Genomic DNA, 24,060 nt, shown 5'->3' on the forward strand with positions numbered 1-24,060 from the left:
GTGACCGACGCCCTGCACCGGGAACTGCTGGAACTGGCCCAGGAGGCAGCCCGCCGCGCCGGAGACCTGCTGCGCGACGGCCGCCCGGCCGACCTCGCCGTGGCGAGGACCAAGTCCAGCCCGATCGACGTCGTCACCGAGATGGACATCGCCGCGGAGAAGCTGATCACCGATCTGATCTCCGGCCGGCGGCCCGACGACGGCTTCCTCGGCGAGGAGGGCGCCTCCGTCGAGGGCACCAGTGGCATCCGCTGGGTGATCGACCCGCTCGACGGCACGGTGAACTACCTGTACGGGCTGCCGACCTGGGCGGTGTCCATCGCGGCCGAGCAGGACGGCGAGACCGTCGTCGGGGTCGTCGCGGCTCCGATGCGCGGCGAGACGTACCACGCCGTGCGCGGGGGCGGCGCGTGGGCCACGGGCGCGTGGGAGGGCGAACAGGCGCTCGCCTGCCGTCCCGCGCCCCCGCTGGACCAGGCGCTGGTCTCCACCGGCTTCAATTACGTCTCCGAGGTCCGTGCCCATCAGGCGGCGGTGGCCGGCCGGCTGATCCCGCTGCTGCGGGACATCCGGCGCGGCGGGTCGGCGGCGGTCGACCTGTGCGATGTGGCCTGCGGCCGGCTCGACGGGTACTACGAGCGGGGGCTCAACGCGTGGGACTTCGGCGCGGGGGATCTCATCGCCCGGGAGGCGGGTGCGCTGGTCGGCGGGCGGCCCGGGGAGCGGCCGTCGCGGGAACTGACCGTCGCCGGGTCGCCGGGGGTGTTCGAGCCCCTTCAGCGGCTGCTGGAGGACTTCGGAGCGTGGCACGACTGAGCGCAGCCGGCCCGGCCGCTGAACGCAAAGGGACCCCGGCGCTGGATTCGCCGGGGTCCCCTCTTGCGCTGTCGGGCCGATCAGACGCGGTACGCGCCGACCTCCACACCGTGTTCGGCGGCGAGGCGTCGCAGGTCGTCGAGCTCTGCCTGCTCCACTTCGACGAGGAAGTCGTCACCCTCGTCACGAGCCCGCGACAGGTCGGACTCGGTCGTCTTTATGCGCTGCAGAAGTCCTGCGGTGAAAGCGTCCATGCTGCGCCCCCTCGTCCTGGGTCGTGGGTCGGTGGCACGGGGGTGTGCCGGTTGGGAAAGGGGCGATCACGTCTCTCACGGGTGCCCAGCGCTGCCCTGCTGGGCGGCGACGGTGCCGGACACCCGCGCCCGCTCTGCCGAAGCGGATCGCGGAGTACCGCATGGTGCTGCGGCACATGCAGAGCGTGATCGCGGGGTGTAAAGCCGTCCTCCCCCCGCTCCCTGTCCTGGAAACCTCAACCGGAGGAGAAAATCTCGTATTCCTGCCCCGGAGCGTCGGTCTGTGCGGTCCGCAACCCGCCTTACAGCCGACTTACGGCCGAAAAGGGCAGGATGGAGGTCACACCCCACGAACACCCCTGCCCGCGTGAGCCCACGGAGCGCTACGCGAGTGGACACAGGAAGGACAAGCGACGTGCGCGTACTCGTCGTCGAGGACGAGCAGCTGCTCGCCGATGCGGTGGCCACCGGACTGCGCCGGGAGGCCATGGCCGTCGACGTCGTGTACGACGGTGCGGCCGCCCTGGAGCGCATCGGCGTCAACGACTACGACGTGGTCGTCCTCGACCGCGACCTCCCGCTCGTGCACGGCGACGACGTCTGCCGCAAGATCGTCGAGCTGGGCATGCCCACGCGCGTGCTCATGCTCACGGCCTCCGGCGACGTCAGCGACCGTGTCGAGGGCCTGGAGATCGGCGCCGACGACTATCTCCCCAAGCCGTTCGCGTTCAGCGAGCTGATCGCGCGCGTGCGCGCCCTCGGCCGCCGTACGAGCGTGCCCCTGCCGCCGGTCCTGGAGCGTGCCGGCATCAAGCTGGACCCCAACCGTCGCGAGGTCTTCCGCGAGGGCAGGGAGATCCAGCTCGCGCCCAAGGAGTTCGCGGTGCTGGAGGTGCTCATGCGCAGCGAGGGCGCGGTCGTCTCGGCCGAACAGCTGCTGGAGAAGGCCTGGGACGAGAACACCGACCCGTTCACCAACGTCGTGCGGGTGACCGTGATGACCCTGCGGCGCAAGCTGGGCGAGCCGCCGGTGATCGTCACCGTCCCCGGCTCCGGCTACCGGATCTGATCCGCCATGGCCGCCACACCCGCACCGCCGCAGGCGCCCCCGAAGCCCACCTGGGACCCCGGAAGGCCGCAGCCCCCCTTCCCGTGGCTGCGCCCGACCATCCGCATACGGCTCACGCTGCTGTACGGCGGCATGTTCCTGATCGCCGGCATCCTGCTGCTGTCGATCATCTACCTGCTGGCAGCGCACGCGCTGAACGTGGGCAGTGAGCTGCCCTTCAAGATCCTTTCCGGCTCGGTGAGCAGCAGCAGCTGCAACTTCCCGTCCCAGCCGTCGGCGTCCGAGCTCAACAGCGCCATGAACGACTGCGTCAACCAGCAGCGCCAGCACGCCCTGGACGACCTGCTCAGCCGCTCGCTGCTGGCCCTGCTGGGCCTCGCCGTGATCGCCTTCGCGTTCGGTTACGCGATGGCCGGCCGGGTGCTGTTCCCGCTCGGCCGGATCACCCGCACCGCCCGCCAGGTGGCCGGCTCCGACCTGTCCCGCCGTATCGAGCTGGACGGACCGGATGACGAGCTGAAGGAGCTGGCGGACACCTTCGACGACATGCTGGAGCGGCTGCAACGGGCCTTCACCGCCCAGCAGCGCTTCGTCGGCAACGCCTCCCACGAGCTGCGCACCCCGCTCGCGATCAACAGAACGCTCCTGGAGGTCCATCTGTCGGACCCGAACGCTCCGGTGGAGCTGCAGCAGCTCGGCAAGACCCTACTGGCCACCAACGAGCGCAGTGAGCAGCTCGTCGAGGGCCTGCTGCTGCTCGCCCGCAGCGACAACCAGATCGTCGAGCGGGGGCCGGTCGACCTGGCCGAGGTCGCCACCCAGGCCGTCGACCAGGTGCATGCCGAGGCCGAGGCCAAGGGTGTGAAGATCCGCGGCGAGCGCAAGCCCGCCGTGGTGCAGGGCAACGGCGTGCTGCTGGAGCGGATCGCGCTGAACCTGGTGCAGAACGCCGTGCGGTACAACGTGGCAGAGGCGGGCTGGGTCGAGGTGAACACCGAGGTCCAGCACGGGCAGGCGGTGCTGACCGTCACGAACACCGGGCCGGTGGTGCCGGCGTACGAGATCGACAACCTCTTCGAGCCCTTCCGGAGGCTCCGCACGGAGCGCACGGGCAGCGACAAGGGGGTCGGTCTCGGCCTGTCCATCGTCCGGTCCGTGGCCCGCGCGCACGGCGGCCACATCGCGGCGCGGCCCCGCGAGGGCGGCGGCCTGGTGATGCGGGTCACCCTGCCGCTGTGATCAATAACCGGACCGCCGCAAGACGGAATCGACACACGCGGAGGGTGTTCGCTTCGCGCGGAATTTTTCAGCCGCCGAATGAGCTTCCTGTTGTGTGATCGATCACATGGGCGGATTTTCGGCCATGTACTCTCTGTGATCATGAAACATGACGGAAAGCCGGGAAAGTCCTGGTTTTCAGGGCACTTGATCACGGGAAGTACACGGTGAGGCGCCTTTGAGGTGCGGCATTCGAACCGTGTACGGTCCTCACCGCCATCCAAGCCGATCACTCTTGAGGGGTCGGGTTGGGTGTCGATTGAGTAACAGACCTTGATGTGAGGCAAAATCTCCGCCTCAGGTCGGGCACAAGTCCGGCCTCTCACGCGTTACGTGCGCTGGAGACACCGCAGACACCCAGAGGGGGAGAGCGATATGGCAACCGATTACGACACTCCACGCAAGACCGACGACGACGTCGACTCGGACAGCCTCGAAGAACTGAAGGCCCGGCGGAACGACAAGTCCACCTCGTCCGTCGACGTCGACGAGTTCGAGGCCGCCGAGGGCCTCGAGCTGCCCGGAGCCGACCTCTCGAACGAGGAGCTGGCCGTCCGGGTGCTGCCGAAGCAGCAGGACGAGTTCACCTGCATGAGCTGCTTCCTGGTGCACCACCGCAGCCAGCTGGCCCGTGAGAAGAATGGTCAGCCGATCTGCCGCGACTGCGACTGAGGACGGGTCGGCCGTGTCTGGCTCGACCCCTCCCCGGAAGCGCCGCTTCCCCCTGGGGAAAGCGGACGAAGGGCCGTTCGACGGCCCGCACGGCGCACGTGACGACGGGCGGGGCGCACCGGAAGCGGTGGCCCCGCTCGAACCGGCAGACCGGGCTGACCACCCGGCGCCGGTGCGGCAGCCCGCGCCCGTCGCCCGGCGACGGGTCGCGGTGATCCGTGACAAGGCCCGGGACCTGGCCCGGGAAGGGGCCCGCAGGGGCGGCAGCCGCGCCCGCGCGGGCCTGGCATATCTCGCGGACCGGATCATCGAGATCGCCCCGCGTATCCCCGTACGCGACCTCGCGGCCCTGCGCGCGCAGTTCCCCGGCCTCGGGCCCGAAGAGCTCGCCGACAAGCTGGTGGCGGGCGCGGCGGCCGGGACCTCCACCGTCGGAGCCGGGATCGGAGCGGCGGCGATGCTGCCGGTGCCGCCGGCCCTGCCGACCGAGCTGGCCGCGGAGATCACCGGGGTCGCCGCGATCGAGCTGAAGCTCATCGCCGAACTGCACGAGGTCTACGGCGTACGGCCCCCCGGGAACCTGAAGACCCGCAGTACCGCGTATCTGTCCTCCTGGTCGGGGGAGCGCGGCATCGACGTGATGAAGCCGTCGACGTACGACGCGGCCCTCAGCGTCCGCATGAAGCGCGAACTGCGCCAGCAGATCATGAAGCGGATGGTCCGCGACCTGCCCAACCTCATGCCGTTCATGGTGGGCGCCGCGGTCGGGGCGGTCATGAACCGCCGGGACACCAAGAGGCTCGCCGCGCGCATCCGGGACGACCTGCGCAAGATCCAGGTGCCCTGGAAGGAGCTGGACGAGCTTCCGCCGCTGGAAGAGCCGGCGGAGCCCCTGAGACTGCGCGACCTCCCCGAGGAGCTCTAGGGCCTGTCCGGCGGTTCATGCAGGAGACGCGGGGGCCTGCTCGGCTTCTCCCCCGACTTGATCCGCCGGACAGGCCCTCTAGGCACCCCGGGCGGCTCTAGGCGTGCGCCGTGCGTGCTGCCTCGATCGCCGCCGCCAGCCGCTCCGGCTCCCGCGTCGACAGGTACAGGTACGGCGTCGGGTCCTCGGGGTCGGTGACCTCCACCCGCAGCGCCGTGGGGATGTAGGCGCGCAGCAGCAGGAAGGCGCGGGTGTCGGCCTTGTACGTCCGCCAGGCGCGGGCCTCCTCCGCGTCCAGCACCTCCGACCCGCCCAGCGCCGACACCGGGATCTTCGCCTCGCCCGCGATCAGCGAGTCGCCCACGACACGGATGCGCGGGGAGCCGTACGCGCTGGCGACGACCGCCGCCGCGGCCGTACCGCCGACCAGGCCGCCGAGCAGCGGCAGGGTGCCGAACGGAAGCAGGATCAGGGCGAACGAGACGCCCACGAGAAAGCTGATCAGCCACCAGGACCGGGGGGCGGTGAGGCGTTCTTCGTAGGGGGTGGCGGAGAGCTGCATGGGGCCAAGCTTGGCACGGGATCCTGATATCTCCGACGCGCGGGTAAGGTCTGCGGCTGTGAGTGGTAGTTCCGCAAGCCTTCAGCCTCCTGCCGACGCGGTGAAACCGGTACGGCATCCCGACGCGCCCGCGCCCGGAGAACTGCTCGGCGCCCACTACGAACACTGTTTCGGGTGTGGCCCCGGGCAGCCGCACGGGCTGCACCTGGAGGCCCGCGCCGGCGAGGGCGTCTCGCTGACCGCCGAGTTCACCGTCCAGCCCGCCCACCAGGGTGCGCCGGGCCTCGCGCACGGCGGCGTACTGGCCACGGCCCTCGACGAGACCCTCGGCTCGCTGAACTGGCTGCTGCGGACCATCGCCGTCACCGGCCGGCTGCAGACCGAGTTCGTACGGCCGGTCCCGGTGGGCACCACGCTGTACCTGGAGGCCGAGGTCACCGCCGTCGACCGACGGAAGATCTACTCCACCGCCACCGCACGCATCGGCGGCCCCGACGGCCCCGTCGCTCTCCGCGCCGACGCCCTCTTCATCGAGGTCAAGGTCGACCACTTCATCGACCACGGCCGCAAGGAGGAGATCCAGGCCGCCATGAGCGACCCGAACCAGATCCGGCGCGCCCGCGCGTTCGAGGTGAACCCGTGAGCCGTAACCCCCTCGACGTGCTGATCCGGCGCATCGACCCCGATGTACCGCTTCCGGAGTACGAGCACCCCGGCGACGCCGGGGCCGATCTGCGCACCACCGAGGCGTGCGAGCTGAAGCCCGGGGAACGGGCCGTGCTGCCCACGGGTGTGTCGATCGCCCTCCCGGAGGGGTACGCGGCCTTCGTGCACCCGCGTTCCGGCCTCGCCGCCCGCTGCGGTGTCGCCCTCGTGAATGCCCCGGGGACGGTTGATGCCGGGTACCGTGGGGAGATCAAGGTGATCGTGGTGAATCTCGACCCGCGCGAGTCCGTGCGGTTCGAGCGCTTCGACCGGATTGCCCAACTGGTCGTCCAGCAGGTCGAGAGGGTCCGCTTCCAGGAGGTGGCGGAGCTTCCCGGCTCGGCGCGGGCCGAAGGGGGCTTCGGGTCCACCGGTGGCCATGCCGCGGTGGGCGACGAGAGCGGCACAAGCGGTCGGTCCGCCGAGGGCGGCCCGACGGGTGGGAATCGATACGCTTCGGTCGTATCCGACCGGGAAGGACAGTGACGTGTTCGGACGTCGCAACAAGAAGGGTGCCGCCGAGGACGCGGCCGGCGAGGCCGAGCAGGTCGTCGACAGCGTCGACACCGAGGCGGACGAAGAAGAGGAGGCCGAGCGCGAGCGCGTACGGCTGGAGCCCGGGCCCCGGCCCGACGGGCCGTGGGACAGCGGCGAGGTGCGCGACCCGGCCGAGGGCCGCGTGGACCTCGGCGGACTGTTCATCCCCGGCGTCGACGGCATGGAGCTGCGGGTCGAGGTCGCCGGTGACGCCATCGTCGCCGCGACCGTCGTACTGCGCGACAGCGCCATCCAGCTCCAGGCCTTCGCCGCGCCCAAGCGCGAGGGCATCTGGGGCGAGGTCCGCGAGGAGATCGGGTCCGGCATCACCCAGCAGGGTGGCATCGTCGACGAGGTCGAGGGCCCGCTCGGGTGGGAGCTGCGGGCGCAGGTTCCCGTGCAGCTGCCGGACGGCACCGGCGGCTTCCAGGTCGTGCGGTTCGTCGGTGTGGACGGTCCGCGCTGGTTCCTGCGCGGTGTGATCTCCGGGCAGGGTGCGGTGCAGCCGCAGGCCGCGGGGCTGCTGGAGCAGATCTTCCGGGACACGGTGGTGGTGCGCGGCGAGGGGCCGATGGCACCTCGTGACCCGATCGTCCTGAAGCTGCCCAATGACGCGCAGATGGTCCCCGAGGGCGTTCAGCAGGAGGAGGGCTCGCGCTTCTCCGGGGGGATGGGGCAGTTGCAGCGGGGGCCTGAGATCACCGAGGTCCGCTAGGCGCTCCGCTGGGTTCAGCAGTGGTACACGGGCCGTGCCTTTGAGGGGTGCGGCCCGTTCTTCTGCGGGGCCCGCCGTTGGGGAGCCTGTTCATTGCCGGGTGCGGGGCCGTTGTGGTTGCTCGCGCCGTTCCCCGCGCCCCTTGCGGGGCGCCATACTGGCGCCCTGTCGGCGGGGGAGGCGGTATGGGCGCTGCGGTGGTCACCGAGACCATGGTCAGGGTCGAGGACGTTCACAAGTCGTACGGGCGGGGGGCCGCTGCCGTGCATGCCCTGCGGGGGGTCTCGCTGGAGGTGCGGCGGGGTGAGCTCGTGGCGCTCAAGGGGCGCTCGGGGTCCGGGAAGACCACGCTGCTGAACATCGTCGGGGGGCTGGACACGCCCGACCGGGGGCGGGTCGAGGTGGACGGGCGGGAGCTCGGGGAGCTGGGGGAGGGCGAGCTGCTGCGGCTGCGGCGGGACCGGATCGGGTTCGTCTTCCAGTCCTTCGGGCTCATTCCGATCCTCACCGCGGCCGAGAACGTCGGCGTATCGCTGCGGCTGCGCCGGGCCGACCCGCGCGAGCGCGAGGAACGCGTCGACCTGCTGCTGTCCCTCGTCGGGCTGGCCGGGCACGCGGCCCAGCGGCCCGGCGAGCTGTCCGGCGGCCAGCAGCAGCGGGTCGCCATCGCCCGCGCCCTCGCCAACCGCCCGGCCCTGCTCATCGCCGACGAGCCCACCGGCCAGCTCGACGCCGAGACCGGGCACGCCGTCATGGAACTGCTGCGGGCCGTCGTCCGCAGCGAGCAGGCCACCGCGCTGCTGGCCACCCACGACACGACCCTCCTCGACCTGGCCGACCGAGTGCTGGAGCTGAGCGACGGCGAGATCGTCGAGCACTGAACCGGCCGGCTCATCAGGGTTGCGTCAAAGTTGCCCGCTGCCCGCCCCCCTGTCCCGTTTGCCGTGATTGCTGGCCGTAAGGTCGACGCTGCGTAGGCAGCAGTCACGGGAAGAGAATGGGGTCATGGCGCGCGGCAAGCTTCGGATCTACCTCGGTGCGGCACCGGGCGTGGGCAAGACCTACGCCATGCTCTCCGAGGCACATCGCCGCGTGGAACGGGGCACCGACTGTGTGGTGGCCTTCGTCGAGCACTACGACCGGCCGCGCACCCAGGTGCTGCTGCACGGCCTGGAGCAGATCCCGCGCAAGCGGCTGGAGTACCGGGACGCCGTCTTCGGCGAGATGGACGTGGACGCCGTGCTGCGCCGGGCGCCGGCCGTCGCCCTGGTGGACGAGCTCGCCCACACGAACGTCCCCGGGTCGCGCAACGCCAAGCGCTGGCAGGACGTGGCGGAGCTGCTCGCCGCCGGGATCGACGTGGTCTCCACCGTCAACATCCAGCACCTGGAGTCACTCGGTGATGTCGTCGAGTCGATCACCGGGGTGCGGCAGCGGGAGACCGTCCCCGACGAGGTCGTACGGCGGGCCGACCAGATCGAGCTGGTCGACATGTCCCCGGAGGCGCTGCGCCGCCGGATGGCGCACGGCAACATCTACCAGCCGGACAAGGTCGACGCGGCCCTGTCGAACTACTTCCGGCCCGGCAACCTCACCGCGCTGCGCGAGCTGGCCCTGCTCTGGGTGGCCGACCGGGTCGACGAGTACCTGAACGAGTACCGCAGCGAACACCGGGTCTCCAAGATCTGGGGCTCCCGCGAGCGGATCGTGGTCGGGCTGACCGGCGGACCCGAGGGGCGCACCCTGATCCGGCGTGCCGCGCGGCTCGCGGAGAAGGGCGCGGGCGGTGAGGTGCTCGCCGTGTACATAGCCCGCAGCGACGGGCTGACCTCGGCCTCCCCGAAGGAGCTGGCCGTCCAGCGCACCCTCGTGGAGGACCTGGGCGGCACCTTCCACCATGTGGTCGGCGACGACATACCGGCCGCCCTGCTGGACTTCGCACGCGGCGTGAACGCCACCCAGATCGTGCTGGGCTCCTCGCGCCGCAAGGCCTGGCAGTACGTCTTCGGGCCCGGCGTCGGCGCCACCGTCGCCCGGGACTCGGGCCCCGACCTCGACGTCCACATCGTCACCCACGAGGAGGTCGCCAAGGGCCGCGGCCTGCCCGTGGCCCGGGGCGGACGGCTCGGGCGGGCCCGGATCATCTGGGGCTGGGCGGTCGGCCTGGTGGGCCCGGCGGTGCTCGCGGTGCTGCTGAACACCATCGACCTCGGCCTCGCCAACGACATGCTGCTGTTCCTGGCGGTCACCGTCGCGGCGGCGCTGCTCGGCGGCCTGCTGCCCGCGCTGGCCTCGGCGGCCTTCGGGTCGCTGCTGCTGAACTACTTCTACACCCCGCCGCTGCATCGGCTGACCATCGCCGACCCCAAGAACATCGTCGCCATCGCGATCTTCTTCGGCGTCGGCATGTCGGTCGCCTCGGTGGTCGACCTCGCCGCCCGGCGCACCCATCAGGCCGCCCGGCTGCGCGCCGAGTCGGAGATACTCTCCTTCCTCGCCGGGAACGTGCTGCGCGGCGAGACCAGCCTGGAGGAGCTGCTGGAGCGGGTCCGGGAGACCTTCGCGATGGAGTCGGCGGCACTGCTGGAGCGGGCGGGCGACGTCGAGCCGTGGACCTGCGCCGGACGCGCCGGATTCGGGCGCCCGCTGGAGCGGCCCGAGGACGCCGACGTGGACATGCCCGTCGGCGACCACATGGCGCTCGCGCTCACCGGCCGGGTGCTGCCCGCCGAGGACCGCCGCGTGCTCGCCGCCTTCGCCGCCCAGGCCGCCGTCGCCCTGGACCGCCGGCGCCTGCAGGAGGAGGCCGACCAGGCCCGTACGCTCGCCGAGGGCAACCGCATCCGCACCGCCCTGCTGGCCGCCGTCAGCCACGACCTGCGCACCCCGCTGGCGGGCATCAAGGCCGCCGTCTCCTCGCTGCGCTCCGACGACGTGGCCTGGTCCGAGGAGGACCAGGCGGAGCTGCTGCAGGGCATCGAGGAGGGCGCGGACCGGCTCGACCACCTCGTCGGCAACCTGCTCGACATGTCCCGCCTGCAGACCGGTACGGTCACCCCGCTGATCCGCGAGATCGACGTGGACGAGGTCGTACCGATGGCTCTCGGGGGCGTCCCGGAGGACAGCGTCGAACTGGACGTGCCCGAGTCCCTGCCCATGGTCGAGGTCGACCCCGGGCTGCTGGAGCGGTCCGTGGCCAACCTGGTGGAGAACGCCGTCAAGTACAGCCCGCGCGGACGGGCCGTGCTGGTCTCGGCGAGCGCCATAGCCGACCGCGTCGAGGTGCGCGTGGTGGACCGCGGGCCGGGCGTCCCGGACGAGGCCAAGGACCGGATATTCGAGCCCTTCCAGCGGTACGGTGACGCCCCCCGCGGCGCCGGGGTGGGGCTGGGCCTCGCGGTGGCCCGGGGCTTCGCGGAGGCCATGGGCGGCACCCTCAACGCCGAGGACACGCCGGGCGGCGGGCTGACCATGGTCCTCAGCCTGCGCGCGGCAGGATCGCGTCCCGACTCCCCCGACATGGGCAGGGACCTCGCAGAACCAGAAAGGCAGACCCTATGACCCGGGTGCTCGTGGTCGACGACGAGCCGCAGATCGTGCGCGCCCTCGTGATCAACCTGAAAGCGCGCAAGTACGAGGTCGACGCGGCACCCGACGGCCGTACGGCCCTCGACCTCGCCGCCTCCCGGCACCCGGACGCGGTCGTGCTCGACCTGGGTCTGCCGGACATGGACGGCGTCGAGGTGATCAGGGGGCTGCGCGGCTGGACCCGGGTGCCCATCCTGGTGCTGTCCGCCCGGCACTCCTCCGACGAGAAGGTCGAGGCGCTCGACGCGGGCGCCGACGACTACGTCACCAAGCCCTTCGGCATGGACGAGCTGCTGGCCCGGCTGCGGGCCGCCGTACGCCGGGCCGAGCCGGTCGGCCCCGGCGAGGACGACGTGACGACCGTCGAGACCGAGGGTTTCGCCGTCGACCTGGCCGCCAAGAAGGTCAACCGCGCCGGCAAGGACGTCCGCCTCACCCCGACCGAGTGGCACCTGCTGGAGGTGCTGGTCCGCAACACCGGCCGGCTGGTCAGCCAGAAGCAGCTGCTGCAGGAGGTGTGGGGGCCGTCGTACGGGACCGAGACGAACTACCTGCGCGTGTACATGGCCCAACTGCGCCGCAAGCTGGAGACGGACCCCTCGCACCCGAAGCACTTCATCACGGAGCCGGGGATGGGCTACCGGTTCGAGAAGTGAGCCGGGCCGTGCGGTGAGCCGGGCCGTGACGTGGGCCCGGCCGTGAAGTGAGCTTGGCTACGGTGGTGTCGGTGAGCCCCGGTACGCTTCAGGTATGAGTGCTGTTCCTCGTTCCGAAAAGCCGGCCGGCCGGTTCCGGCGCATGCTCGACCGGCTCTCCTCGTCGCAGGAGGACCTGGAGTCCGAGGAGCTGCGCGAGGACGCCGAAACGGCGGGCTGTACGAAGATCGGTGACTGCCACGACCGGCAGATCGTCACTGTAACTGGTACCTTGCGCACGGTCACCCTGCGACCGCGCGCCGGGGTTCCGGCCCTGGAGGCCGAGCTGTTCGACGGCTCCGCCGCGCTGGACGTGGTGTGGCTCGGCAGGCGTTCCATCGTGGGCATAGAACCGGGGCGCAAGCTGATCGCATCGGGCCGGATCTCCATGAGCCGGGGCCGCCGGGTGCTGTTCAACCCGAAATACGAACTGCGACCCCTTGGACGGGAGTAGCCGGTGACGTCCCTCGACAAGCCGACCGAAGGCACCGACCAGAGCCCGTCGGAGGATGCCCGAGCGGTGACCGAGGCCGCGCTGTTCGAGGCGTTCGGTGGTGTCCGCGGCATGGTCGAGACGGTCGTGCCGGGCCTGCTGTTCGTCGCGATCTTCACGGTGAACAAGAACCTGCACGTGTCGGCGCTCGCCGCGCTGGCCGTCTCCCTGATCCTGGTCGTGGTCCGGCTCGCCATGAAGGACACCGTCAAGCACGCCTTCAGCGGCGTGTTCGGCGTGGCCTTCGGCGTGGTCTTCGCGATGTTCACCGGCAACGCCAAGGACTTCTACCTCCCCGGCATGATCTACACGCTGGGCCTGGCGCTGGCGTACATCGTCACGACGCTCGCCGGGGTGCCCCTGATCGGTCTCATCCTCGGCCCGGTCTTCAAGGAGAACCTCTCCTGGCGCACCCGCAACCCCGGCCGCAAGAAGGCCTACGCGAAGGCCAGTTGGGCCTGGGGCCTGATCCTGCTCGCCAAGTGCGCGATCCTCTTCCCGCTGTACTGGTGGTCCGACACCACCAAGCTCGGCTGGGTCCTGATCGCCCTGAAGATCCCGCCGTTCCTGCTGGCGGTCTGGCTCACCTGGGTCTTCCTCGCGAAGGCGCCCGCGCCGATCGACGTGTTCGCGGAGATGGAGGCGGAGGAGAAGGCGGCCGAGGAGAGGAAGGCGGCGGCTGCGGAGACGGCGGGTCGGCACCGTCGGGAGGGCTGACCGTCCCGTGCACAGGCGAAAGGGCGCCCCAGGTTTCCGGGGGCGCCCTTCTTCGGTGCCGTCAGGTGTCCGGCGCCGTCAGGTGTCTTCCCGCCGCACCGACAGCAGCTCCTCCAACTGCTCCTCGCGGGCCTGCGCCGCCACGAAGAGGAGTTCGTCGCCCGGTTCCAGGGAGTCCTCCTTGGACGGGGTCAGGACGCGGGTGCCGCGGATGATCGTGACCAGGGAGGTGTCCTCGGGCCACTGGACGTCGCCGACCTGGGTGCCGGCCAGGGCCGATTCCTCCGGCAGGGTCAGTTCGACGAGGTTGGCGTCGCCGTGGCTGAAGCGGAGCAGGCGGACCAGGTCACCGACGCTCACCGCCTCCTCGACCAGGGCGGACATCAGGCGCGGGGTGGAGACGGCCACGTCCACGCCCCAGGCCTCGTTGAACAGCCACTCGTTCTTGGGGTTGTTGACGCGGGCGACGACGCGCGGGACGCCGTACTCCGTCTTGGCGAGCAGCGAGACGACCAGGTTGACCTTGTCGTCGCCGGTCGCGGCGATGACGACGTTGCAGCGCTGGAGCGCCGCCTCGTCCAGGGACGTGATCTCGCAGGCGTCGGCCAGCAGCCACTCCGCCTGGGGCACCCGCTCCACCGAGATGGCGGTCGGGGCCTTGTCGATGAGCAGGACCTCGTGGCCGTTCTCCAGCAGCTCGCTCGCGATCGAGCGGCCGACGGCGCCGGCTCCGGCAATGGCGACCCTCATCAGTGACCGCTCTCCTCTTCCGGGCCCTGGGCGAACGCCGCCTCGACCTTCTCGACGTCGTCCGTCCGCATCATCACGTGCACGAGGTCGCCCTCCTGCAGCACCGTCTGCGAGCTCGGCAGGATCGCTTCGCCCAGGCGGGTCAGGAATGCCACGCGGACGCCCGTCTCCTCCTGCAGCTTGCTGACCTTGTGGCCGACCCACGTCGGGGAGACGTGCACCTCGGCGAGCTGCACCCCGCCGGTGGGATCGCGCCACAGCGGCTCGGCGCCCGACGGCAGCAGCCGGCGCAGCATCTGGTCGGCGGTCCAGCGGACCGTGGCCACGGTGGGGATGCCCAGGCGCTGGTAGACCTCGGCGCGGCGGGGGTCGTAGATGCGGGCGGCCACGTTCTCCACGCCGAACATCTCGCGGGCCACGCGTGCGGAGATGATGTTGGAGTTGTCACCGCTGGAGACGGCGGCGAAGGCGCCGGCCTCCTCGATGCCCGCCTCGCGCAGGGTGTCCTGGTCGAAGCCGACCCCGGTGACCCGGCGACCGCCGAATCCCGGGCCCAGTCGGCGGAAGGCGGTGGGGTCCTGGTCGATCACGGCGACCGTGTGGCCCTGTTGCTCCAGGGTCTGGGCAAGAGCGGAACCCACTCTTCCGCAGCCCATGATGACGATGTGCACGACCGTCCTTCCGGTGTCCAAAAGTTACTGCTCAGCATCAGGGTCTCAGACCGAGGCCCAAAGCTACACACGGGCGCCGGGGGGTGTGCACCCCCGTGCGCGGGTTCACCGTGATCACCCTCCGTGATCAAGCGCGTCGGCGGCTGCGGCGATCCACGTCGGCGGGCACCGGGAGGCGGGCGCCGGCGAGTGATGCTGCGCACGCTGCACAGGGTCAGGATTCCGAGGCCGAACAGGGCGAGCGTCGCCCCGATCAGCTCCGCGGTGGCGGGCATAGGACCTCCGAAGTGCGAAGACGGGCGGGGTCTGCCATCTAGGCACGGGGAGCGCACGGACCGCGGAATCCGCAGTTTCATGCGCCTCTGATTTCACTCGTGAGGCAGATCCGGGATGCCGGGTGGGCGGCTGCCAGTTCGAAGGCCTACGATCCTCTGTCGTGTCCAAACTGACCGACGTGCCCAAACGGATCCTGATCGGGCGCGCACTGCGCAGTGACCGGCTGGGCGAAACGCTCCTGCCGAAGCGCATCGCACTCCCCGTCTTCGCCTCCGACCCGCTGTCCTCCGTCGCCTACGCGCCGGGGGAGGTTCTGCTGGTTCTGTCCATCGCGGGAGTGTCGGCGTACCACTTCAGCCCCTGGATCGCCGTCGCGGTCGTGGTGCTGATGTTCACCGTCGTCGCCTCCTACCGGCAGAACGTGCATGCCTACCCGAGCGGCGGCGGTGACTACGAGGTCGCCACCACCAACCTCGGCTCCAAGGCCGGCCTGACCGTGGCCAGCGCCCTGCTCGTCGACTACGTCCTCACCGTCGCCGTCTCCATCGCCTCCGGCATCGAGAACCTCGGCTCCGCGATCCCGTTCGTGGTCGAGCACAAGGTGCTGTGTGCGGTCGTCGTGATCGTGCTGCTGACGCTGATGAACCTGCGCGGTGTGAAGGAGTCCGGCAAGCTCTTCGCGATCCCGACGTACGTGTTCGTCGGCGGCGTCTTCATCATGATCGCGTGGGGTGCCTTCCGTGGCCTGGTCCTCGGCGACACCATGCACGCCCCGACGGCCGACTACCACATCAAGGCCGAACACCAGGGCCTCGCGGGCTTCGCCCTGGTCTTCCTGCTCCTGCGGGCCTTCTCTTCGGGTTGTGCCGCGCTCACCGGCGTGGAGGCCATCTCCAACGGCGTCCCGGCCTTCCGCAAGCCCAAGTCCAAGAACGCGGCGACCACGCTCGCGCTGATGGGCGGCCTCGCCGTCACCATGTTCTGCGGGATCATCGCCCTCGCCATGTCGACCAAGGTCCGCATGGCCGAGAACCCCGCCACCGACCTGATCCACAACGGCCACCCGCTCGGCTCCGGCTACGTCCAGAACCCGGTGATCTCCCAGGTCGCCGAGGCGGTGTTCGGCAAGGGAAGCTTCCTGTTCGTCGTCCTCGCCGCCGCCACCGCCCTGGTCCTGTTCCTCGCGGCGAACACGGCGTACAACGGCTTCCCGCTGCTCGGCTCGATCCTCGCCCAGGACCGCTATCTGCCGCGCCAGCTGCACACCCGCGGCGACCGCCTGGCCTTCTCCAACGGCATCGTGCTGCTCGCGGGCGCCGCGGCCCTGCTGACGGTCATCTACGGCGCCGACTCCACGCGGCTGATCCAGCTGTACATCGTCGGCGTGTTCGTGTCCTTCACGCTCAGCCAGACCGGCATGGTCCGGCACTGGAACCGGCACCTGGCGGTCGAGGAGGACCAGGCCAAGCGCCGCCACATGATCCGCTCGCGCGCGATCAACGCGTTCGGCGCCTTCTTCACCGGCCTGGTGCTCGTCGTCGTCCTGGTCACCAAGTTCACGCACGGCGCCTGGGTGGCGCTGATGGGCATGTGCGTCTTCTACGCGACGATGACCGCGATCCGTAAGCACTACGACCGCGTCGCCGAGGAGATCGCGGCCCCCGAGGGCCCCGCCGACGACATGGTCCGCCCGTCCCGGGTCCACTCGGTCGTCCTGATCTCCAAGATCCACCGCCCCACCCTGCGCGCCCTGGCCTACGCCAAGCTGATGCGCTCGGACACCCTGGAGGCGCTCACGGTCAACGTGGACGCGGCCGAGACGAAGGCGCTGCGCGAGGAGTGGGAGCGGCGCGGCATCGAGGTACCGCTGAAGGTCCTGGACTCGCCGTACCGCGAGGTCACCCGCCCGGTGATCGAGTACGTCAAGAGCCTGCGCAAGGAGTCCCCGCGTGACGCGGTCTCGGTGATCATCCCCGAGTACGTGGTCGGCCACTGGTACGAGCATCTGCTGCACAACCAGAGCGCCCTGCGCCTGAAGGGCCGCCTGCTGTTCACGCCGGGCGTCATGGTCACCTCGGTGCCCTACCAGCTGCAGTCGTCCGAAGCGGCCAAGCAGCGGGCCCGCAAGCGGCAGGAGTGGAACGCGCCGGGCGCGGTGCGGCGCGGACCGGCCGGGGAGCGGCCCAAGCAGCCGTCGGCGACCAAGGACTGAGCCCGGGGCTCGGCCTGTGGTGAGCGGCCGGACGACAGCCACGTAGACTGGTGGGCTGTTGTCCGGCCGTTCCCCGTTCCCGATCTGGAGTCACCCCGCCATGCAGGCAGAACCGAAGAAGTCGCTGGTCGGGGAGGAGTACGAGGTCGAGATCGGCCCCGTCGCCCACGGCGGCCACTGCATCGCCCGTACGGCGGAGGGCCAGGTGCTGTTCGTCCGGCACGCGCTGCCGGGTGAGCGGGTGGTGGCGAGGGTGACCGAGGGCGAGGAGGGAGCCCGCTTCCTCCGCGCGGACGCCGTACGGATCCTGGAGGCCTCCAAGGACCGCGTCGAGGCCCCCTGCCCCTTCGCCGGCCCCGGCCGCTGTGGCGGCTGCGACTGGCAGCACGCCAAGCCGGGCGCCCAGCGCCGCCTCAAGGGCGAGGTGATCGCCGAGCAGCTCAAGCGGCTCGCGGGCCTCACCCCCGAGGAGGCCGGCTGGGACGGCACGGTGATGCCGGCCGAGGGCGACAAGCTGCCCGCGGGCCAGGTCCCGCAGTGGCGCACGCGCGTCCAGTACGCCGTGGACGCCGAGGGCCACGCGGGTCTGCGCCGCCATCGCTCGCACGAGATCGAGCGCATCGACCACTGCATGATCGCCGCGGAGGGCGTCAGCGAGCTGGGCATCGAGCGGCGGGACTGGACCGGCATGGAGTCGGTCGAGGCGATCGCGGCCACGGGCTCCCAGGACCGTCAGGTGATCCTGACCCCGCGCCCCGGCGCCCGCCTCCCCCTGGTCGAGCTGGACAAGCCGGTCTCCGTCCTCCGGGTCGACGAGAAGACCGGCGGGGTGCACCGCGTCCACGGCCGCCCCTTCGTCCGCGAACGCGCGGACGGCCGTACGCACCGGGTCGGCGGCGGCGGCTTCTGGCAGGTCCACCCGAAGGCGGCCGACACCCTGGTGACGGCGGTCATGCAGGGCCTGCTGCCCCGCAAGGGCGAGATGGCCCTGGACCTCTACTGCGGCGTCGGCCTCTTCGCCGGAGCCCTCGCCGACCGCCTCGGCGAGAAGGGCGCCGTTCTCGGCATCGAGTCCGGCAAGCGGGCCGTCGAGGACGCCCGCCACAACCTCGCCGACTTCCCCCGGGTCCGTATCGAACAGGGCAAGGTCGAGTCGGTCCTGCCGCGCACGGGCATCACCGAGGTCGACCTGATCGTCCTGGACCCGCCCCGCGCCGGCGCCGGCCGCCAGACGGTGACCCACCTCACCTCCCTGGACGCCCGCCGCATCGCGTACGTGGCCTGCGACCCCGCTGCGCTGGCTCGCGATCTGGCGTACTTCCGGGAGGGCGGGTACCGGGTGCGGACGCTTCGGGCGTTCGATCTGTTTCCGATGACGCATCACGTGGAGTGCGTGGCTATTCTTGAGCCCGCAGCAAAGGGCGTCTGACCTGCTGTTCATGCAGGTGCAGGGACCGTCAACGATGTCCTTGCGGAGGGGCGGGGGAAGCCGCACCGTGGGCTGTCACGGCTTCCCCCTTCGTTTGTGGCAGGCCCCCTCAGGTGCGGGTCCAGCGTTGGTTGTTGCCGTTCGAGCAGGAGTAGAGCTGGATCAGGGTGCCGTTGGCGGTGCCGCCCGAGACGGCGTCGAGGCAGAGGCCGGACTGGACGCCGACGATGGATCCGTCGGAGTTGAGGCGCCATTTCTGGTTGTCGCCGCCCCAGCAGCTGTAGATCTGGACTTTGGAACCGTTGCCTGTGCCGGCGGCGTCAAGGCATTTGTTGCCGTAGACCCTGAGCTCGCCGGCGTCGGTGTACGTCCACTGCTGGTTGGTGCCGCTGTGGCAGTCCCACAGCTGGAGCTGTGTGCCGTCGGTGGTGCCGGCTCCGGGCACGTCCAGGCAACGGCCCGAACCGACGCCCTTGATCTGTCCGCCATCCGCAGGGGGCGTCGTGGAGCCGCCGTTGAGTGCGTTGAGGACGGCGGTGTAGGCAGGCTTCTTGCTGCCGTCGCCGTTGAACAGCAGCGGCGTGTCCCCCGATCGCCAGGAGTCGGTGTCGCGCACACCCCAGACGGTGATGCCGAGGCAGCGCGGGACGGCCAGGCAGTCGTTGGTCACGTTGGCGTAGGTCGAGGCCGAGGCGCCCTGGATGTCGAGTTCGGTGATGGCCACGTCGACGCCGAGGGCGGCGAAATTCTGCAGGGTGGTGTGGAAGTTGCTGTTGTAGGGGCTGCCGCTGTTGAAGTGCGACTGGAACCCGACGCAGTCGATCGGCACGCCGCGCTGCTTGAAGTCCCGGACCATGGCGTACACGGCCTGGGTCTTGGCCCAGGTCCAGTTCTCGATGTTGTAGTCGTTGTAGCAGAGCTTGGCCGCCGGGTCGGCGGCGCGCGCGGTGCGGAAGGCGACCTCGATCCAGTCGTTGCCCGTGCGTTGCAGGTTGGAGTCCCGCCGACCTCCCGAATTGCCGTCGGCGAAGGCCTCGTTCACGACGTCCCACTGGGCGATCTTGCCCTTGTAGTGGCCCATGACGCCGTTGATGTGGTCGATCATCGCTTGGCGCAGTGAGCTGCCGCTGAGGCTCTGCATCCAGCCGGGCTGCTGGGAGTGCCAGGCCAGGGTGTGGCCGCGCACCTTCTTGCCGTTCTGCACCGCCCAGTTGTAGACGTGGTCGCCGGCGCTGAAGTTGAACTGGCCCCGCTGTGGTTCGGTGGCGTCTATCTTCATCTCGTTCTCGGCCGTCACCATGTTGAACTCACGGCTTGCGATCGTCGTGTACGCCGAGTCGCCCAGCCTGCCGGAGGCGATGGCGGTGCCGAAGTAGCGGCCGCTCTGTGCCGCCGCGGCGCCGAGCGTGTTCTCGGCGGCGTGTGCGGTCGGCGGTGCGGCCAGTGCGGTGACCGCACCGAGGACGCCGACGACCAGCGCCAGCAGCAGGCCGCGGATCTTCCGGCGGGTAACGGATCTGGGAAGGGCATACGAGCTCATGACTGTGCCTCCGAGGTAGAAATCGCTGATCGACTGAAGCGCAGGGGATTGCGTCGTCCGGCCGCGTCCGGCACGTCGCCCGACTGCGGGAAGAGCCAGCATGCGCTGGTGCGAACCTCACCGGAACGGAACGGGGTGGCGCAGGTGATGTGGTGCGCGGGTCTGCCGTGCAGCTGGTCGCTGATCTGCCGTGCAGCATGGATTGCCCAGGCCGATACAAGCCCGGAATCTCGAACCAGGCCCGGTTTCTCAGACAGGGATGATTGAGGCGTGACCGTGGATCGTCAATACCCTCCGCCGAAGAAATTTCCGATTGTCGGACGAAACTTTCGGTCATCCGGTAAGCGGACGACAGCCCCAGTGTTGGCGGGGTCAAGTCGCTTACGAGCCAGCCATTTGACGGTGTGGCGTCCGCTGGTCGGCGCGTGGTGGTGCGAATGTTTCGGCGTTTGAGGCGATATATGCGAGAGGTATTGACGGCGTTCACCGGTTCCCTATCATCGGGTTGCTCGATGGTTCGACCTTTGTTCGACATAACGAACATTTTTGTATGTCATGGACCCATCAACTACCGCCTACTCAGGGTCTAGGGAGTATCCATGCGCAGAGGAAGTTCCAGCCGCAGGCATCCGTCTGTGGTGCTCGCCGCCGTGGTTGCGGCCCTGGCGGCGCTGGCGGCGATACTTGTCGCCGCCCCGGCTCAGGCGGCTTCCAGCGGCGCCTTGCGCGGTGTTGGTTCCGGCCGGTGTCTCGATGTGCCGGGCGCCAGCCAGACCGACGGCACGTATCTGCAGATCTATGACTGCTGGGGCGGGACCAACCAGCAGTGGACGTTGACGGACAGCAACCAGCTCACCGTGTACGGCAACAAGTGCCTGGATGTTCCGGGCCACGCCACCGCGGCCGGTACCCGGGTGCAGATCTGGGCCTGCTCCGGCGGTGCGAACCAGCAGTGGCGGGTGAACTCCGACGGCACCGTCGTCGGCGTGGAGTCCGGGCTGTGCCTGGAGGTTACGGGCTCCGGTACGGCCAACGGCACAGCGGCGCAGATCTGGACGTGCAACGGGGGCAGCAACCAGAAGTGGACCGGCCTGTCCGGGACGACCCCACCGGGGGACGGCACGTGTGCTCTTCCGTCGACGTACCGGTGGACGTCGACGGGTGCGCTGGCGCAGCCGGCGAACGGGTGGGTCTCGCTGAAGGACTTCACCACCGTGACGTACAACGGCAGGCACCTGGTCTACGCGTCGAACGTGTCGGGGTCGTCGTACGGCTCGATGATGTTCAGGCCCTTCACGAACTGGTCGGACATGGCGTCGGCCGGCCAGACCGGGATGAGCCAGTCCGCGGTGGCTCCCACGCTGTTCTACTTCGCGCCCAAGAAGATCTGGGTGCTGGCGTACCAGTGGGGTGCATGGCCCTTCGTCTACCGCACGTCGAGCGACCCCACCAACCCCGACGGCTGGTCCGCGCCGCAGCCGCTGTTCACCGGCAGCATCCCGGGCGCCGCCCCGATCGACCAGACCCTGATCGCCGACGACCAGAACATGTACCTGTTCTTCGCCGGTGACAACGGCAAGATCTACCGGGCGAGCATGCCGATCGGGAACTTCCCGGGCAGCTTCGGCTCGTCCTACACGACGGTCATGAGCGACACCGTGAAGAACCTGTTCGAGGCGCCGCAGGTCTACAAGGTCCAGGGCCAGAACCAGTACCTCATGATCGTCGAGGCGCGGGGTGCGAACGAGCAGCGCTACTTCCGCTCGTTCACGGCCTCCAGCCTGAACGGTTCGTGGACCCCGCAGGCCGCCGGCGAGAGCAACCCCTTCGCCGGCAAGGCCAACAGCGGTGCCGGCTGGACCAACGACATCAGCCACGGCGACCTGGTACGCAACAACCCCGACCAGACCATGACCATCGACCCCTGCAACCTGCAGTTCCTCTACCAGGGCAAGTCCCCGACAGCGAGCGGCCCCTACGACCAACTGCCCTGGCGGCCGGGTCTCCTCACCCTGCAGCGCTGAACCGGCCTGTGTACCTCGCCGACGGCCGGCCTCACCCAGATCGGGCCGGCCGTCGCCTTTGCCACCCTGGGCCTGCCGTGTTTTTCCAGCGTCGACCTGATCATCCTTAACGCTTGCAGAACGGGCACGCATGAAGGCACCGGCCGTACCGTGCAGACCTTGCGCAGCATCGAGTCCGCCTTTCTCGCCCGCGGGGCAAAAGCGGTCATCTCCACTCTGTGGGAAAACACTGACCTGCAAGGCGTCGTGTTCTCCGCTGTGCTCCACGCACACCTCGGCGTCGGCGCGGACTCCCACACCGCTTACGCCGCCACCATCCGCTACCTGAGTGAACACCGGTGGCGAGTGTCCTGGGAGGCAGGTCCGGTGCGCGCCGCCGAATCAGCAATCGACGCGATGCTTCCGGACTGGCGAAGCCACTTTGATCAACAGGTCGCCGAAAGCCCGCTGTTCTGGGTTGCATTCACGTCTTTTCGATGACGTCGCACGTTGAGTGCGTGGCGATTCTGGAACCCGCTGCAAAGCGGCCCTGACCTGCAGTTTTCTCGGGTTTCTCAGGCGGGGCCGGGCGCGCTCGACCTGTTTCCCGAAGTGCATGACGTGAAGCGCGTCGTATGCCTCACGAACGACGCTGACCTGGCGTTTCATGACTTCGCGCTGGGACGATGTGTGAACGTCAGCCGGTTCGGCGCGGACGGCGGCAGGTCGTCTCGACGCTGAGATGACGCTCCTTCTGATGGGCTGTCACCTTGCGGTCGGACGCGTGGAGTGATCTTCTGCCGCCTTGGTCGCCCAGCGCCTGGCGCCCGTATCGACGTCGCCGTGTCCGCGGGCCTCATGGGGGCTTCGGTGACAAGGGCGTGTATCCGCTCGGCCTCGGCGCCTTCATGGACGGCCGTGCCGCCCTCGCGGCCGAACCGCCATTGCACCATCAGGGCGCTTCGTAGCTGTCACGTTCGTCCCGCCCCTCGTCGAAGACGAACAGTGGCTTGGTGCCGTGTGCGGGTCCTTCGGCGAGCGCGACGGCTTCTGCGAAGGCTACGAGCGGGAACGGCCGGCCCTGCGGAATGCTCAGCACCCCATCGGCGACGAGACCTGTAGATGACCGAACGGGCCTGGAGCGGGATCGTCAGCGCCGCCGGGTCGGTCTGCCGGTGGGTGGAGAGCGCGCCTCACACCACCAGCTCTCCACGCGGAGCCAGTGCCTGGGACACTTGGGAGCCGACGGCGCCCTGGCCGGTCCCGAGGCTGTGATCGGCATTGGACTCACAGGTCTGCCGAGCCCCGTGCCCCGGACCCGCTCGCTGCAGTACGAGTCTGGACAGCAGACACCCGTCACTTCACGCTACGCCCAGCTTCGGGAACGTTCTCGGCGGTGGACCACGACCACGGAGAGGATGCCCGCTGCGCCGATGCGGGACTCGGCATCAGCCGCTTGTGTCGGCGTCGCCGTCATCAGGCGGGCCCCCTGTCTCCTGCCGCCGGGAGGGGAGCCGTCCCCGTGCTCTTCCAGCAGCTCGAGGAGCGCGGCATCCGCTCTTCTCCGGTCTTCCTTCGTCAGCTCGAGCGGTGCGTTGTTGTAAACGGTGTAGTGATCTGGATCGATGATGTTGGCGGCCCTCAAGCTGAACGTCAGCAGGGGGCGCCAACCCCTGCGGTGGCCGACCCGCACCTGTATCTGGGCCTTGTAGTCACGGGCCTCCGGGAGGAATCCGGAAAACGGTGCCTCGAACTCGAGGAAGAGCTGTTGCGCTTCTCTGCCGGGCACGACGAACCCCGCCGGCAGCTTCGCCTCCTCGTCCGGCCCCGGTTGGAGCCGGGACGGGGAGGACACCCACAGGAGGGGCAGATGAGAGGCGGGCTCATCGGGGAAGGTCAGGATGAGGTCCTGCACGACGATCGGCTTGGGACCGGTGTTGTGCAGGACGAGAGGCAGTCGTAGGCGTGCCGTGGAACCGTGGACGATCGCCGCGAAGGAATGAGGTTCCCACGCCTGCAGGCGTCCCTGTCGGGCGTTGAGCCACCAGAACGACGCGACGGTGAAGAGCAGTGCGCAGGCTGACACCACACTGGCGCCGGTAAGCGATGAGGACGCGATCTGATCCGCCGCGACCGTCAGCGGAACCACAGAG

Annotated in this window: 24 protein-coding genes; 17 read left to right on the forward strand and 7 right to left on the reverse strand. The window is 69.8% G+C overall.

Annotation, left to right across the window (positions count from 1 at the left end):
- Complete coding sequence (locus ACWC0C_RS03650; protein ID WP_450861302.1) at positions 1–816, forward strand: inositol monophosphatase family protein; 816 nt, start codon at positions 1–3, stop codon at positions 814–816.
- Between the two features lie 80 nt (positions 817–896).
- Here the strand turns inward: ACWC0C_RS03650 and ACWC0C_RS03655 are convergent, their stop codons facing one another.
- Entirely contained in the window at positions 897–1,070 is a 174-nt protein-coding gene (locus ACWC0C_RS03655; RefSeq protein WP_449200464.1) for a hypothetical protein, read from the reverse strand.
- Positions 1,071–1,485: 415 nt separating this feature from the next.
- On the opposite strand from ACWC0C_RS03655, the gene ACWC0C_RS03660 reads away from it, so the two are divergent.
- The 4 genes from ACWC0C_RS03660 (at position 1,486) to ACWC0C_RS03675 (ending at position 5,014) form a co-directional block, all read left to right on the forward strand.
- Entirely contained in the window at positions 1,486–2,139 is a 654-nt protein-coding gene (locus ACWC0C_RS03660; RefSeq protein WP_351208943.1) for a response regulator transcription factor, read from the forward strand.
- Between the two features lie 6 nt (positions 2,140–2,145).
- Positions 2,146–3,378, forward strand: a complete 1,233-nt coding sequence (locus tag ACWC0C_RS03665; protein WP_449200465.1) for a sensor histidine kinase — start codon at positions 2,146–2,148, stop codon at positions 3,376–3,378.
- Between the two features lie 414 nt (positions 3,379–3,792).
- A complete protein-coding gene (locus tag ACWC0C_RS03670; protein ID WP_003997302.1) occupies positions 3,793–4,089 on the forward strand; it encodes a DUF4193 domain-containing protein in 297 nt (98 codons plus the stop codon).
- Positions 4,090–4,102: 13 nt separating this feature from the next.
- Positions 4,103–5,014, forward strand: a complete 912-nt coding sequence (locus tag ACWC0C_RS03675) for a hypothetical protein (protein WP_450861305.1) — start codon at positions 4,103–4,105, stop codon at positions 5,012–5,014.
- A 97-nt stretch (positions 5,015–5,111) separates the two neighbouring features.
- Here the strand turns inward: ACWC0C_RS03675 and ACWC0C_RS03680 are convergent, their stop codons facing one another.
- Positions 5,112–5,576, reverse strand: coding sequence for a DUF3093 domain-containing protein (locus tag ACWC0C_RS03680; protein ID WP_450861307.1), 465 nt, complete (start codon positions 5,574–5,576; stop codon positions 5,112–5,114).
- A 58-nt stretch (positions 5,577–5,634) separates the two neighbouring features.
- On the opposite strand from ACWC0C_RS03680, the gene ACWC0C_RS03685 reads away from it, so the two are divergent.
- The 8 genes from ACWC0C_RS03685 to ACWC0C_RS03720 all read left to right on the forward strand — a co-directional run bounded on the left by ACWC0C_RS03685 (position 5,635) and on the right by ACWC0C_RS03720 (position 13,026).
- A complete protein-coding gene (locus ACWC0C_RS03685) occupies positions 5,635–6,219 on the forward strand; it encodes a PaaI family thioesterase (RefSeq protein ID WP_449200468.1) in 585 nt (194 codons plus the stop codon).
- Positions 6,216–6,767: a dUTP diphosphatase gene (gene dut, locus ACWC0C_RS03690; RefSeq protein ID WP_449200469.1), complete on the forward strand. Its 552-nt coding sequence runs from the start codon at positions 6,216–6,218 to the stop codon at positions 6,765–6,767. The genes ACWC0C_RS03685 and dut overlap by 4 nt, the downstream gene beginning before the upstream one ends.
- Position 6,768: 1 nt before the next feature.
- Positions 6,769–7,533 carry a DUF3710 domain-containing protein gene (locus ACWC0C_RS03695; protein ID WP_449200470.1) on the forward strand — a complete coding sequence of 255 codons (765 nt, stop codon included), beginning with the start codon at positions 6,769–6,771 and terminating at the stop codon, positions 7,531–7,533.
- 185 nt (positions 7,534–7,718) lie between these two features.
- A complete protein-coding gene (locus ACWC0C_RS03700) occupies positions 7,719–8,414 on the forward strand; it encodes an ABC transporter ATP-binding protein (RefSeq protein WP_450861309.1) in 696 nt (231 codons plus the stop codon).
- 124 nt (positions 8,415–8,538) lie between these two features.
- Entirely contained in the window at positions 8,539–11,094 is a 2,556-nt protein-coding gene (locus ACWC0C_RS03705) for an ATP-binding protein (RefSeq protein ID WP_450861311.1), read from the forward strand.
- Positions 11,091–11,777: a response regulator gene (locus ACWC0C_RS03710; RefSeq protein ID WP_450861312.1), complete on the forward strand. Its 687-nt coding sequence runs from the start codon at positions 11,091–11,093 to the stop codon at positions 11,775–11,777. The genes ACWC0C_RS03705 and ACWC0C_RS03710 overlap by 4 nt, the downstream gene beginning before the upstream one ends.
- 94 nt (positions 11,778–11,871) lie before the next feature.
- The gene (locus ACWC0C_RS03715) at positions 11,872–12,270 is read left to right on the forward strand and encodes an OB-fold nucleic acid binding domain-containing protein (protein ID WP_076095565.1); all 399 of its coding nucleotides are present in this window, start codon (positions 11,872–11,874) and stop codon (positions 12,268–12,270) included.
- A gap of 3 nt (positions 12,271–12,273) precedes the next feature.
- The gene (locus ACWC0C_RS03720) at positions 12,274–13,026 is read left to right on the forward strand and encodes a DUF3159 domain-containing protein (RefSeq protein ID WP_449202197.1); all 753 of its coding nucleotides are present in this window, start codon (positions 12,274–12,276) and stop codon (positions 13,024–13,026) included.
- A 78-nt stretch (positions 13,027–13,104) separates the two neighbouring features.
- Here the strand turns inward: ACWC0C_RS03720 and ACWC0C_RS03725 are convergent, their stop codons facing one another.
- Both ACWC0C_RS03725 and ACWC0C_RS03730 read right to left on the reverse strand, forming a co-directional pair.
- Positions 13,105–13,776: a potassium channel family protein gene (locus ACWC0C_RS03725; protein WP_449202196.1), complete on the reverse strand. Its 672-nt coding sequence runs from the start codon at positions 13,774–13,776 to the stop codon at positions 13,105–13,107.
- Positions 13,776–14,447, reverse strand: coding sequence for an NAD-binding protein (locus ACWC0C_RS03730; RefSeq protein ID WP_449202195.1), 672 nt, complete (start codon positions 14,445–14,447; stop codon positions 13,776–13,778). The genes ACWC0C_RS03725 and ACWC0C_RS03730 overlap by 1 nt, the downstream gene beginning before the upstream one ends.
- A 436-nt stretch (positions 14,448–14,883) precedes the next feature.
- Here ACWC0C_RS03730 and ACWC0C_RS03735 point away from each other — a divergent pair, with 436 nt between their 5' ends.
- Both ACWC0C_RS03735 and ACWC0C_RS03740 read left to right on the forward strand, forming a co-directional pair.
- Positions 14,884–16,935, forward strand: coding sequence for an APC family permease (locus tag ACWC0C_RS03735; RefSeq protein WP_449202194.1), 2,052 nt, complete (start codon positions 14,884–14,886; stop codon positions 16,933–16,935).
- 100 nt (positions 16,936–17,035) lie between these two features.
- The gene (locus ACWC0C_RS03740; protein ID WP_450861313.1) at positions 17,036–18,364 is read left to right on the forward strand and encodes a class I SAM-dependent RNA methyltransferase; all 1,329 of its coding nucleotides are present in this window, start codon (positions 17,036–17,038) and stop codon (positions 18,362–18,364) included.
- A gap of 109 nt (positions 18,365–18,473) precedes the next feature.
- On the opposite strand, the gene ACWC0C_RS03745 is transcribed toward ACWC0C_RS03740, so the two are convergent.
- Complete coding sequence (locus ACWC0C_RS03745) at positions 18,474–19,904, reverse strand: endo-1,4-beta-xylanase (protein WP_450861315.1); 1,431 nt, start codon at positions 19,902–19,904, stop codon at positions 18,474–18,476.
- A 599-nt stretch (positions 19,905–20,503) separates the two neighbouring features.
- On the opposite strand from ACWC0C_RS03745, the gene ACWC0C_RS03750 reads away from it, so the two are divergent.
- Together ACWC0C_RS03750 and ACWC0C_RS03755 are read left to right on the forward strand one after the other, a co-directional pair.
- Positions 20,504–21,928, forward strand: a complete 1,425-nt coding sequence (locus ACWC0C_RS03750; protein ID WP_450861317.1) for a non-reducing end alpha-L-arabinofuranosidase family hydrolase — start codon at positions 20,504–20,506, stop codon at positions 21,926–21,928.
- A gap of 72 nt (positions 21,929–22,000) precedes the next feature.
- A complete protein-coding gene (locus tag ACWC0C_RS03755; protein WP_450861713.1) occupies positions 22,001–22,408 on the forward strand; it encodes a CHAT domain-containing protein in 408 nt (135 codons plus the stop codon).
- Between the two features lie 451 nt (positions 22,409–22,859).
- Here the strand turns inward: ACWC0C_RS03755 and ACWC0C_RS03760 are convergent, their stop codons facing one another.
- Together ACWC0C_RS03760 and ACWC0C_RS03765 are read right to left on the reverse strand one after the other, a co-directional pair.
- Positions 22,860–23,006, reverse strand: a complete 147-nt coding sequence (locus ACWC0C_RS03760; protein ID WP_450861319.1) for a hypothetical protein — start codon at positions 23,004–23,006, stop codon at positions 22,860–22,862.
- Positions 23,007–23,273: 267 nt separating this feature from the next.
- On the reverse strand, positions 23,274–24,056 hold the full coding sequence (locus ACWC0C_RS03765) for a hypothetical protein (RefSeq protein ID WP_450861321.1): 783 nt from the start codon (positions 24,054–24,056) through the stop codon (positions 23,274–23,276).
- Positions 24,057–24,060 lie beyond the last annotated feature (4 nt).

It is taken from the genome of Streptomyces sp. NPDC001709 (assembly GCF_053596375.1).